The sequence below is a fragment of the Actinomycetes bacterium genome (assembly GCA_024222295.1).
Lineage (GTDB): Bacteria > Actinomycetota > Acidimicrobiia > Acidimicrobiales > Microtrichaceae > JAAEPF01.
In genome coordinates this window covers 59541-72056 of sequence record JAAEPF010000017.1, presented here as the reverse complement: position 1 = coordinate 72056, position 12516 = coordinate 59541, and the positions used below count along the sequence as shown (strand labels likewise).

The 12516-nt window shown below is 67.6% G+C and carries 10 protein-coding genes; 1 reads left to right on the top strand and 9 read right to left on the bottom strand.

Annotated features, from left to right (window positions below; all coding sequences use genetic code 11):
- Positions 1-115: 115 nt before the first annotated feature.
- From GY812_03095 to GY812_03065, 7 genes are all read right to left on the bottom strand, one after another.
- A complete protein-coding gene (locus GY812_03095; GenBank protein MCP4434470.1) occupies positions 116-478 on the bottom strand; it encodes a type II secretion system protein in 363 nt (120 codons plus the stop codon).
- A 192-nt stretch (positions 479-670) separates the two neighbouring features.
- Positions 671-2038: a type II secretion system F family protein gene (locus GY812_03090; protein ID MCP4434469.1), complete on the bottom strand. Its 1368-nt coding sequence runs from the start codon at positions 2036-2038 to the stop codon at positions 671-673.
- Positions 2038-3990, bottom strand: coding sequence for a type II/IV secretion system protein (locus GY812_03085; protein MCP4434468.1), 1953 nt, complete (start codon positions 3988-3990; stop codon positions 2038-2040). The genes GY812_03090 and GY812_03085 overlap by 1 nt, the downstream gene beginning before the upstream one ends.
- Before the next feature lie 177 nt (positions 3991-4167).
- The gene (locus GY812_03080; GenBank protein ID MCP4434467.1) at positions 4168-5046 is read right to left on the bottom strand and encodes a 5,10-methylenetetrahydrofolate reductase; all 879 of its coding nucleotides are present in this window, start codon (positions 5044-5046) and stop codon (positions 4168-4170) included.
- A gap of 22 nt (positions 5047-5068) precedes the next feature.
- The gene (locus tag GY812_03075) at positions 5069-5929 is read right to left on the bottom strand and encodes a bifunctional 5,10-methylenetetrahydrofolate dehydrogenase/5,10-methenyltetrahydrofolate cyclohydrolase (protein MCP4434466.1); all 861 of its coding nucleotides are present in this window, start codon (positions 5927-5929) and stop codon (positions 5069-5071) included.
- 161 nt (positions 5930-6090) lie between these two features.
- Positions 6091-7653 (bottom strand): bifunctional phosphoribosylaminoimidazolecarboxamide formyltransferase/IMP cyclohydrolase, encoded by a 1563-nt coding sequence (gene purH / locus GY812_03070; protein ID MCP4434465.1) that lies wholly within the window; start codon positions 7651-7653, stop codon positions 6091-6093.
- A gap of 1 nt (position 7654) precedes the next feature.
- Complete coding sequence (locus GY812_03065) at positions 7655-8218, bottom strand: phosphoribosylglycinamide formyltransferase (protein ID MCP4434464.1); 564 nt, start codon at positions 8216-8218, stop codon at positions 7655-7657.
- A 98-nt stretch (positions 8219-8316) separates the two neighbouring features.
- Between GY812_03065 and GY812_03060 the strand changes: the two genes are divergently transcribed.
- Entirely contained in the window at positions 8317-10218 is a 1902-nt protein-coding gene (locus GY812_03060) for a CRTAC1 family protein (GenBank protein MCP4434463.1), read from the top strand.
- 22 nt (positions 10219-10240) lie between these two features.
- Here GY812_03060 and sucD read toward each other — a convergent pair whose 3' ends face one another.
- Complete coding sequence (gene sucD, locus GY812_03055) at positions 10241-11137, bottom strand: succinate--CoA ligase subunit alpha (protein ID MCP4434462.1); 897 nt, start codon at positions 11135-11137, stop codon at positions 10241-10243.
- A 69-nt stretch (positions 11138-11206) separates the two neighbouring features.
- Positions 11207-12346 carry an ADP-forming succinate--CoA ligase subunit beta gene (gene sucC / locus GY812_03050; protein MCP4434461.1) on the bottom strand — a complete coding sequence of 380 codons (1140 nt, stop codon included), beginning with the start codon at positions 12344-12346 and terminating at the stop codon, positions 11207-11209.
- Positions 12347-12516 lie beyond the last annotated feature (170 nt).

The window sequence follows — 12516 nt, the reverse complement described above, 5'->3', positions numbered from 1 at the left end:
AGGAGAGGTACGGGTCGAGCGGCGCAGTGGCGGTCACGAAGATCCCTTCATCGCCGCAAAACTAGAACAGGCGGGGCCGAAGCCCCGCCTGTTCGTCAGTTCGTGAGCATTCCGTCTACGAGTCGCAGTCGCCATCAGCGTTGGACCCGAAGCCGACGGGGGCATTGGCGCTTCCGGCCGTGTTGGAGATGGACCAGTACTTGCCTTCAAGGGTTCCCGCGTTGTCGATGACACTTGATGCATCCAAGAAATCGAGAACAACAGCCGGAGGTTGCCCGCCCTCGGCGATGGCCGCCTGATTGGCTGTAATCATTGTGTTCTTCTCAACCTGACAGGCACTGTCGTCGGCATTGTCGGTGAGGTTCCCGACAGCGAACACAGCTACACCGCCCAGCACGGCGAGGATGGCGATCACAACCAGCAGTTCGATCAGGGTGAAGCCGCTCTGGCCACGGTTGCGCTTGCGTTCGTTGATCATGTTCATGAACTCTCCCTTGGGGGTTCTGGTTCCCGGACGTGCCCGCCCCGGGCCCGCCAGGAGATACCCCAACCCCCCTAGCCGATCTGACAATGTCACTAGCTGGGCCAGCCTGCTGTCAACTACCGATCGACGGCCCGGGCACATCTCCCCAACAGAACCGCTCCAGCGCACGGTCCAACATCCACGGCCCTAAAAGTCGACCTGGTTGTAGATGCCGTACATGGCGCTCACCATCGCGACCGCCACGAAACCCACGACCACACCGATGAAGATCACGGTGAGCGGCTCGAACCAGGCGGTCATCTTCTCGATCGCGTACTCGAGCTCCTCCTCGTAGAAGCCGGCCGCGTTCTCGAGCTGGCCCGACAGCTCACCGGAGCGCTCCCCCACCCGGATCATCTGGATCACCGTCGCCGGGAACAGGTCCGTGTCTGCCAGGGGGCCCGCGAACCCGGCACCCTGAAGCACCGCTTCCATCGCAGTGGTGAGCCGTTCCTTGAACACCAGGTTGTTGGAGGCATCCACGGCGCTCGGCAGCGCCTGTGGCAACGCCACACCCGACTCGAGCAACGCCCCCAGCACCCGGGTGAACCGCTCGGTCGAGGAGTACTGGACCACCTTGCGGGTGAGCGGCAGGCGTAGCAGTGCTCCGTCGATCGCCCGTCGGCCGGTGGGTGTGCAAGCCCAGATCAGCCCGAAGATGAGCAGCAACGCCAGCACGATGCCGGTGATAATCCCGTATGGCGAGGTGACGAAATCGGCCACCGACATCAGCATCCGGGTGGGCAGGGGCAGCTCGGCGTCGAACTCCTCGAAGAACGTCGCGAACCGCGGGATCGCGAATACCACGATCACGCCGACCACCACGATCGACAGACCCAGCAGGATCATCGGGTACACGAGCGCCCGGCGCACCGCCCGGCGCAGCTCGATGTCGCGCTTCACATATGTGTGCAGCCGCTGGAAGGCCACGTCCATGCGGCCGGTCAGTTCGGCGGCGCCGAGCATCGCCATGAAGTAGCTGGGGAACACGTCGGAGTGCTGCGCCAGCGCGTCGGTGATGCGGGCACCCGTGCCGACCTGTTCGAGCACGTCGTTGAGCACCTCGCGGAACCGCTTGTTCTCAGCGTCGATGGCCAGGTTGCCGAGCGCCTCGGTCATGGGCACGCCGCTGCGAAGGAACGTGGCCATCTGCCGACTGAAGTGCATCACCTCTTCGAGGGGCACCTTGGCCGGGGTGATCTCGGTTTGCAGGCCCTTGCGTTCGCTGATCTTGCGCACCCGCAAGCCCTGCACGGCGAGCTCGTTGCGGGCCTGGTTGACCGACGCTGCCCGGGTATCACCCTTGACCGTGTTGCCTTCGAGGTCGACCGCTTCGTAGCGGAACTTCGACAGCTTCTTCGCCTGGGCAGACCTGCGTGGCTTGCGACCCTTCCCGCCAGGATCCCCTGCGCTGCCACCGTGGGGCCCGCCCTGCTCGAGCGTCGCCGCATCGGCGGCCTGCGCCGCTCCAGTGCCGCCCGGATCGGGGGGACGTGTCGGATCAGTAGTGGTCATCAGCCCGCCTCACGGGGTGGGTCGGGCACCGCTGTCGGGCCGGTCGGAGCGAACGGGTCGGCCGCCGGTGGCACCGGCGCACCGACACCACCCGGAGCCGGGGCAGATCCGCCCTCGGGAACTTCCATCTCCATGCCCGGTGCGTAGACGTTGCGAACCACGTCGTCGACCGTCGTGTAGCCGGCCGCCACGAGGGCAAACGCCTGGGACTGCATCGTGCGCATCCCCGCAGCGATGGCAGCGGCGCGGATCTCATGGTGTGTGGCCCGTGCCACGATCAGGTCGCGGATCGAGTCATTGACCTCGAGCAGTTCGTACACGCCGATGCGGCCGCGGTAGCCGGTGCCGGCGCACAGGTTGCAGCCCGCGCCGCGCAGCCACCGCGCCGGTGTCGAACCCGTGTGGTTGTGGACCATGCGCATCTCTGCCTCGGTGGGCTGCACGTCGGTGGCGCAGCCGGTGCAGATGCGACGCAGCAGACGCTGTCCGACCACACCGCTGATGGCGGAGGCCACCAGGAACGGCTCGATTCCCATGTCGGTGAAACGGTGGATCGCCGCAACCGAGTCGACCGCGTGCAGCGAGCTGAGCACGAGGTGGCCGGTCAGCGAAGCCTGCATGCCGATCCGCGCCGTCTCCTCGTCGCGGATCTCACCGACGAGGATCACATCCGGGTCCTGGCGCAGGATGCCGCGCAGGCCCTCGGCGAAGCTGATACCGGTGCCGGTGACGGGCATCTGGGTGATGCCGTCGAACTGGTACTCGACCGGGTCCTCGATCGTGACCACGTTCTTGGTGGGGTCGTTGACCTCGTTGAGCGTGGCGTAGAGCGTGGTGGTCTTGCCCGACCCGGTGGGCCCGGTGCAGAGGATCATCCCCAGCGGAGCGATCGCGATCTTGCGGTAGGCAGCAGCCACCTCGGCGCTCATGCCGAGGTCGGGCAGCGAGATCAGCGACCTGGTCTTGTCGAGCAGGCGCAACACGATCTTCTCGCCGTTCACGGTGGGCACCACCGAGCAGCGCACGTCGATCGGCCGGCCGTCCACCTGCAGGCCGAACTGGCCGTCCTGTGGCCGTCGGCGCTCCACGATGTTGAGTTCTGCCATCACCTTGATGCGGCTGGCGACGCCAGGACCCATCGCACGCGGCAGGGTGATGGCCTCTGTCATCGCACCGTCGATGCGGTATCGAACACGCAGCGACCCGACGGTTGGTTCCACGTGGATGTCGGAAGCCCGCGACCTCACACCTTGTGTGACCACACTGTTGACGACCTGAACGATGGGCGCGTCCTCGTCCACGCTCAGGTGGCCTGCGGAGTCGGTGGCGAAGAGCGACTCGTCGTAGGTCAGCTCGAACGCCTGGATCATCTCGTCGGTCGCGCGCAGTGCGTTGTAAGCCTGGTCGAGCTGGCGCTCGATGTCGGACGCGGCGCCGATGTGCATGGCGACCTTGCCGCAACGCTCCGCCAGCGCCCGGATCGCGTCGACGTCGTAAGGGTCGGCCGAGGCGAGGTGCACCCGGTCACCCTCCACGCTCAGCGGCAGGACCTTGTGGGCCCGTGCCAGGTCCTCGGGGATGAGTTCCACCGCGTGGGGATCGGGGGTCTCGGCGCGCAGGTCCGCGAGTGGCACGCCGAACTGGCGGGAGAGCGCCGCGGCCAGCGCTACGTCGTCGAGAGCGCCGCGTTGCACGAGTACCTGGCCGAGCCGCAGCCTCTGTGCGGGATCGGCCTGCGCCTGTGCTTCCAGCGCGTCGAGGAGTGCGTCGGGCTCGATGATGCCCAACTCGAGCAGCACCTCACCGAGCCGGGGACGCTCGGAATGCAGCCAGCGTTGGATCTGGTCGTTGAGAACCGCGTGGTCCGAACTGTCGAACCGGATGGCACCCTTCGCGATGGCGCGCGTACCGCGGGCACGCGCTGGGTCATCGGACTTGTTTCGGCGCAACACGGGTGCGCGCCTCCCCTCTTCCCGTTGGACCGGAGAGTACAGGCAGCCGACGAGTCGACCCATCCCGACACGAAATCGACGCAACAGGGGGCTCGCGGCTGCCACACAGTCTGGTCAGCGCCGGTTGAGGGGGTCAAGGGCACGCCATTGCGTGCCCTTGGCGGGCGAGCGGCTGGGTCAGAGCTGCGGCAGGCGCTCCAGCACGGCCCGCACCACGTCGGAGCGGTTGAGGCAGTAGAGGTGCAGGCCGGGCACACCCCCATCCAGCAGCTTGCCCGCCAGGTCGGCGGCAGCGGTGGCCACCACGTCCATGCGCTCCTCGTCGGAATCGGTGGCCTCGACGCGGGCGGCCAGGTCCTCGGGGAACTTCGCCTTTGCCATCCCGGCGAACCGCTTCACGGTGGCCGGGTTGAGCATCGGCATGACCCCCGGCAACACCGGCTTGGTGCAGCCGAGGTCGGCCAGCTCGTCGACCATCGTGAAGTAGTCGTCGGCGTCGAAGAAGAACTGGGTGATGCCGAAGTCGGCCGCGTTGAGCTTCGCAGCCAGGTGTTCGCGGTCGGACTGGCGGTCGGGTGAGCGGGGGTGGAGCTCCGGGTGGGCGGCCACGCCCACAGAGAAGTCGCCGGCGGCATGCACCGCCTCGATCAGCTCGGTGGCGTAGTTGAAATCACCGGTCGGCTCGGAGCCGTCGGCAGGCGGATCGCCCGCCAGGGCCAACACGTTGTGCACACCGTTGGCCGCGTAGTCGGCCAGGAGATCGTCGATCTCGGCGTGGGTGTGGCCCATGCAGGTCAGGTGGGGCATCGCCGGAAAAGCGCGTTCCTCGTTGACCTTCACGACCAGGTCGCGGGTGCGGTCACGGGTGCTGCCACCCGCCCCGTAGGTGATCGATACGAACGACAGCTCCGGGGCGTCGCCGTCCGGGCCTGTCAACTGCACCAGGTCGTCGATGGTGGCCTCGAGGTTCTCGAGGCCCTTGTCGGTCTTCGGGGGGAAGAACTCGACGCTCAGGGTCGGCCCCGCCGCCAGCGCGTCCACGATTCGTTCGGTCATCGGTGCACTCCCGCGTACCGGCTCAACGTGCCGCGGAGCGTTCTGCCGCCGCCACCGTGTTGGCCAACAACATCGCCCGGGTCATCGGACCCACGCCACCTGCCTTGGGCGACAGCCAACCGGCGACTTCCTCCACGCCGTCGGCCACATCCGACAGCAGCTTGCCGTCGTGGAAGCTCACGCCTGCGGCGACCACTGCAGCACCGGGGCGCACCATGTCGGCCGTGATGATCCCCGGGGCGCCCGCTGCGGCCACGATGATGTCGGCCTCGCGGGTGTAGGCACCGATGTCGTCGACGCCTGTGTGCACGACGGTGACCGCCGCGTTGGCCTCGGGGCGCTTCAGAGCCAGCAGGTTGGCGAGCGGCCGCCCGATCGTGAGTCCGCGGCCCACGATCACCACATGTCTGCCCTTCACGGGCACTTCGTACTCGCCGAGCATCTCGAGGATGCCGGCCGGGGTACAGGCCAGCGGAGCGTCGACGCCCATCACCAGGTGGCCGAGGTTGGTCGGGTGCAGGCCGTCCGCGTCCTTGGCCGGGTCGACCCGCAGGATCGCGGCCTCGTAGTCGAGTCCCTTCGGGAACGGGTACTGCACGATGAAGGCGTGGACTTCGTCGCTGGAGTTGAGCTCGTCGACCGCTGCATCGACCTGGGCCTGTGTTGCGTCGGCCGGCAGGCGCACGTCGGTTGAGTGCATGCCGATCTGGGCACAGTCGTCGTGTTTCATCGACACGTACTTCTGTGACGGGCCGTCGTCGCCCACGAGGATGGTGCCCAGGCCGGGGGTGATCCCGTCGTCGGCTAGCACCTTCATCCGCGCCGACAGGTCGGCCTTGACCTTCGCGGCGAGGGCTTCGCCATCCATCTTGATCGCAGTCATTACGCCTCGATCGTAGTGCCGGCCCGGTCGGGCTCCCCCACCGGTTCTCCGACCTCCGGCCGGTCCCCATCTCCGGTTCTGCTGGTGCTGGATCACGCCTGGCGTGATCCAGCACCAACGAAGCGAGGGTGTAGGCGCCGGGGCGAGCGCACCGGGGTGGGTCAGTGCTTGAAGTGGCGTTCGCCGGTGAAGACCATCGCCATGCCGGCCTCGTTGGCCGCGTCGATGACTTCCTCGTCACGCACTGATCCACCGGGCTGGATCACGGCTGTGGCCCCCGCTTCCGCCGCGGCGTCGAGCCCGTCGCGGAACGGGAAGAACGCGTCGCTCGCGCATGCCCCGCCCTCCGCGCGTCCGTCGGCCTTCTCCGCCGCGATCCGCCCGGCGTCGCGCCGGTTCTGCTGGCCCGCACCGATGCCTACCGCCTGACCATCCTTGGCCAGCACGATCGTGTTGGACGTGACGCGCGCAGCCACCTTCCAGGCGAGCTCCAGATCGGTCCACTCCTCGTCGGTCGGGGCCCTCTCGGTCGCGACCTGCCAGTTGGATCGGTCCATCGACACAGAGTCACGGGTCTGCACCAACAGCCCGCCCTCGATGCTTCGCACATCCAGCTCCGGCACGTTGGGTGCCTCGGCGGTGAGCACTCGCAGGTTGCGCTTCTCCAACAGCAACAACAAGGCATCTTCGTCGAAGCCCGGGGCAATCAGCACCTCGGTGAACACGGGAGACAACGCCTCGGCCATGGCGTGGGTCACATTGCGGTTGACCGCCACGATGCCGCCGAACGCGCTCACAGGGTCGCACTCGTGCGCCCGCTGGTACGCCGTGGTGATGTCATCGGCCACCGCCGCGCCACAGGGGTTGGCGTGCTTGATGACCACCGCGGCCGGGTCGTCACCCAGGGACCACACCAGCCTCCACGCCGCATCGGCGTCGTAGACGTTGAGGTAGCTCATCTCCTTGCCACCGTGCTGCACGGCGGTGTCCCAGCAGCCGGCGCCGGAGAAGCTGTAGCGGGCACCGTGCTGGTGCGGGTTCTCGCCGTAGCGCAACACCTGCTCACGCGTGGCGGACAGGTGGATCGTGGGCGGCAACTCACCGCGGTCGGGCAGCTCGCCCGCTCCACCTTCGGCACCGCGGTCGAACCACTCGACAATCGCGCTGTCATAGGCGGCGGTGTGGGCGAACGCGTCACGGGCCAGCCTTCGGCGGGTCACAGCGGAGACGTCACCGGAGTCACGCAGCTCGGAGAGGACCGGCCCGTAGTCGGCCGGATCGACCAGCACGGTCACGAACTCGTGGTTCTTGGCGGCGGCACGCACCATGGTGGGGCCACCGATGTCGGTGAGCTCCACCGATGGGTCGGACGTGAACGGATACAGGTTGACCGCGACGAGGTCGATCGGCACGATGCCGTGGGTGTCCATGTCGGCGCGGTGCTCCGCATCGTTGCGGTCAGCGAGGATTCCGCCGTGAATCGCAGGGTGCAGGGTGACCACCCTGTGTCCGAGCATCTCGGGAAAGCCCGTGGCCTCCGCGGTGGGAATCACCGGCAGGCCCGCCTCGGCTAGCACCTTGGCGGTGCCGCCGGAGCTGACCAGCTCCCAACCCAGCTCGACCAGCGCCGAGCCGAGCTCCACCATGCCGGTCTTGTCGTAGGCCGACAGGAGTGCCCTGCGGGGCCGGCCGCCGTTGCCGACGGTGTCATCTGGCGGTGTCATGTCAGGTAACGCTCCCGCGTTCGAGGATGTCTGCGATTGTCTGGGTGTAGAGGCGGCGCTCCACTTCCTTGATGCGTTCGTGCAGGCTCGCCTCGTCGTCATCGGCCAGCACCTCGACCGCCTCCTGGGCGAGGATCGGGCCGTCGTCAACCTTGGCGGTCGCCACGTGCACCGTGCAGCCGGTCACCTTCACACCCGCTTCGAGCGCATCACGCACAGCGTGCCATCCCGGGAAGCTGGGAAGCAGCGCCGGGTGGGTGTTGATGATCCGCCCTCCGAACGCATCGAAGGCCCCCGGGCCGAGAATCGTTCCCCAACCGGCCATGGCCACCAGGTCGATCTCGTGGCGTTCGAGTGTCGCCACCACGTCCTTGGTGAAGGCGTCGCGGTCGAAGCTGTCACCGAAGTCGGTGCGCTCCACCACCTCACACGCAATGCCATGGCGCGCCGCCACGTCCTGCACTGCGCAGGGGCGGTCGACCATCACCAGGCTGATCGACAGCCCGGAGGTGGCCATGGCGTCGAGAAGGGTTCCGCTTCCTGAGGCCAGCACCGCGAGTCGCACAGCCGCCGAACCTACCAGCCCGCCGCAGCCCCTCCCGGCGCTGTGTGACCGCTCATGGGGCTGTGCGCAGGCCCCGCGGCACGCCTACCGTGGTCGTCATGGCGATGGCTGAGCGGGGCACTGGCGACCGCGGCGTCCCGCGCCCCGTGCTGCGGGCCGCGGCGGCCGCCATCGGCGCTGTCGCGGTGCTCTTCGCGGCCTGCTCCTCACCCGACCCCGAGGCCCGCGCCGACGGGGCCGAGAACCAGGCCAGCGAGGATGCACCCGAAGCCGATTCAGCCCTGCCCGCCGCCGTCGAGGAGGCCATCAAGGGCATGCGGTTCACCGACGTGTCCGCCGAGGCGGGGCTCACCCAGACCCATTCCGACCTCGGCCTCTACGGGGAGGCCGCCATGACCGCGGGTGCCAGCGTGGCCGACGTGGACTCCGACGGCGATCTGGATGTGTTCCTGCCGCGGGTCGGCAAGCCCAATGGCCTGTACATCAACGACGGGTCGGGCCAGTTCACCGACGTGGGCGAGTCCGCCGGCGTCGGTGGGCCTGATGACGGCCAGGGGGCATCGGCGGGCGCGTTCTTCGATATCGAGGGCGATGGCGACATGGACCTGTTCGTCACCGGCACCGCGATGCGCGCCAACGCCCTCTACGTCAACGACGGCAACGGCGGCTTCACAGAGGAGTCCGCTCAGCGGGGCCTCGAATGGCCGGCCGTGGCCAACGAGGAACTCGGCTCGCGGCACCACGGCGCGAGCGTGGCCGACGTCAACGGTGATGGCTTCCTCGACCTGCTGGTCCTGCAGTGGTACTCCGACGTGTACAACGGCCGTGCCTTCGAGATCGCGTCGGCACAGAACGGCTGGCAGCAGGGCTACGCCCCGAGCTCATGCGAGTCGGCGATCGCCTTTCGTGCCGCAGGCTTCCCGGTCGAACCGAATGCCGCTCCCACCCGCTCGGCGTTGTTGCTCAACGACGGCACGGGGTCCTTCACCGACGCCACAGCCGACTTCGGGCTCCCGCTCGGCGGCACGGTCGCCTTCACGGGTGTGTTCAACGACTTCGACGGCGACGGCTGGCCGGACCTGGCCATTGCGGGCGATGGCTGCACGAGCATGCTGCTGCGCAACGTAGAGGGCAGCCGTTTCGAGGACGTCACGTTCAGCGCCGGGGTCGGCACCGACGAGAACGGCATGGGTGCCGTCGCCGCCGATGTCAACGGCGACGGCTTCGCGGACCTGTTCGTCACCTCCATCTCGTATGCGCTGGACGAAGGCGAGGAGTGCCCGGTGACCGGCTTCAACGGCTGCTCGGGCAACCGGCTCTACCTCAACGACGGCAACGCCACGTTCACCGACGCCACCGACGAGTTCGGCCTGCGCGAGGGTGACTGGGGTTGGGGCGCCGCGATCGAGGACTTCGATGGCGACGGCACCAGGGAGGTAGTGCAGGCCAACGGGATGCAGATCCGCGAACCGGGATCGAACAGCGAGGTCGAGTTCCGTTTCACGGGTGCCTTCGAGGACGACCGCACGAGGTTCTGGGTCATGGCCGACGGCGCCTACCACGACGTCGCGGACGCGGTCGGGATCGAAGACGACGGCATCAGCCACGCAGTGGTGCCCTTCGACATGGACGGCGACGGAGACCTCGACCTCCTCATAGCCCGCTCGAATGACACGCCGTTGCTCTACCGCAACGACTCAGACCGCGGCGACAACGCCACGCTCGTCGTGGAACTCGTCGACCCGACCAGCGCGGGCAACCGCTGGGGAGACGCGGCCCGTGTCGAAGTCACTCCCACCGCCGGGTCCGACCCGGTCGTCGGCTGGGTGGGCACCAGCGGTTCCTATGAGTCCCAGCGACCGCCCGTGCTGCACCTCGGCCTCGGTGAGCTGGACGGTCCGATCGAGTTGGTGGAGGTCCACTGGCCCGGCGGCGCGGAGACACAGACGCTCACCGATGTGGCGCCGGGCGAGAAGCTGACGGTCACCCGGGCCGGCTGAACCAGCCAGGCCCCGGCCGGCCTCAGAGGGACTTGACGATCTCCACCATCAACTCGCCGGCCTCGGTGGGGTTGGCCCCGACCTTCACGCCTGCGTCGTTGAGCGCTTCCATCTTCGCCGCGGCAGTTCCCTTGCCACCCGACACGATGGCGCCGGCGTGGCCCATCTTCTTGCCGGCCGGCGCGGTCTGGCCCGCGATGTAGGCAGTGACCGGCTTCGACATCTCCGCCTTGATGAACTCCGCGGCCTCTTCCTCAGCCGAACCACCGATCTCACCGATCATCATCACTGCTGACGTCTCGTCGTCGGCCTCGAACCGGTCGAGGCAGTCGATGAAGCTCGTGCCGGGCACGGGGTCGCCGCCGATGCCGACACAGGTGGTCACACCGATGCCCTGGAGCTTCAGCTCGTAGAGCGCCTGGTAGGTAAGGGTGCCCGAACGACTCACGATCCCCACGTTGGGCTTGCCGTTCTCGGGCGACTGGGCGATGTGGCCCGCGGTGATGCCGATGTTGCAGCGTCCGGGGCTGATGATGCCGGGGCAGTTGGGGCCGAGGAGCTGCACGTCGGGGTGGTTGGCCTTCAGCTCGTTGAAGAACCGTGCCTCGTCCTGAGCGGGCACGCCCTCGGTGATGCAGACGATGAACTTGATGCCGCCCTCGGCGGCTTCCATCACGGCGCTTCGCACGCCGGCTGCGGGGATGAAGATGCAGCTGGCGTCGGCACCGGTTTCGGCAACCGCGTCCGCAACCGAGCCGAACACGGGCACGCCGTCCACGTCGGTGCCGGCCTTCTTGGGATTGGTGCCACCGACTACCTGGGTTCCGTAGTCACGGTTGAGCAGGCCGTAGTAGCGGCCCTGGCTGCCGGTCAGCCCCTGGTAGATCACCTTTGTGTTCTCGTCGACGAAGATTGCCATCGCTGATCGGTCCTGTGTCCTGTTGGTTTCGTGTCTGTGCTGGTGGTTGCTGTGCGGCTGTGGCCGGGGTCAGCCGGCGAGACCGACGACAGTACGGGCTGCGTCGAGCATCGTGGGCTCCATGCGCAGCTTGTCGCCGAGGTGCGGTTCGAGGATCGCCCTGCCCTCATCGGCATTGGTGCCGTCGAGACGGATCACGATCGGGGCGGTGATGTCGATCTGGCCGAGCGCGGTCACGATGCCGTTGGCGACTTCTTCACCGCGAGTGATCCCACCGAAGATGTTGATGAAGATCGACTTCACGCGGGGGTCGTTGTCGATGATCGTGAGGGCCTTGACGAACTTGTCGGCATCGGCGCCGCCTCCGACGTCGAGGAAGTTGGCCGCCGAGCCGCCCACCTGGTTCACGACATCCAACGTGCTCATCGCGAGGCCGGCGCCGTTGGCGATGATGCCGACCGAGCCCTCGAGTCCGACGTACTGCAGGTCGGCCTCGTGCGCTGCCTGCTCACGGTCGTCGCGCTCCTGGGTCGCCTCGTAGTCAGCCCATTCGTGACGGAAGGCGGCGTTGGCGTCGAGGGTGACCTTCGCGTCGAGGGCGTGCACCTCGCCGGTGGGCTTGAGGATCAGCGGGTTGATCTCCACGAGGTCGGCGTCGCCGTCGGTGTAGGCCCGGTAGAGCTTGAGCAGGATGTCGACTGTGCCGTCGTTGGCCTCGGGGTTGAGCTTGGCCGCCTCCACCCAGCTGCGGGCCGTGACCTCGGACAGGCCTTCGACCGGGTCGATCCAGATCTTTGCGATCGCGTCGGGGTCGGACTCGGCGACTGCCTCGATCTCCACGCCACCCTGGGCGGAGAGCATGCCGAGGTGCTTCTTGGCAGAGCGGTCGAGGGTGAAGCTGGCGTAGTACTCCTCGGCGATGTCGCTCGCGACCTCGACCCACACCACATGGACCGTGTGGCCCTTGATGTCCATGCCGAGGATGTTCTCCGCGTGGGTGCGCACCTCGGCGGCCGAATCGGCCAACTTGATGCCGCCGGCCTTGCCGCGGCCGCCTACCTGCACCTGTGCCTTCACGACGACCGGGAACTGGCCGATCTCGTCAGCCGCTGCCACTGCCTCGTCGACAGTGGTCACCGCCTTGCCCTTGGACACCGGGATGTCGAAGGAGGCAAAGAACTGCTTGCCCTGGTACTCGAAGAGATCCACTCGCTAGGCCTTTCGTGCTGCACCGCGTCTTCCACGGCACCGACGCGTGACTGACACGCCGGAGCGATACTAAGAGCCGCCCAGTGTCCGGCCCAAAGCAGTGGTCGGGCGACGAAACCGCCCGAAACGGCCCGCTGTTGCGATTCAGGGCACGGCATGGCCCTGTGCGA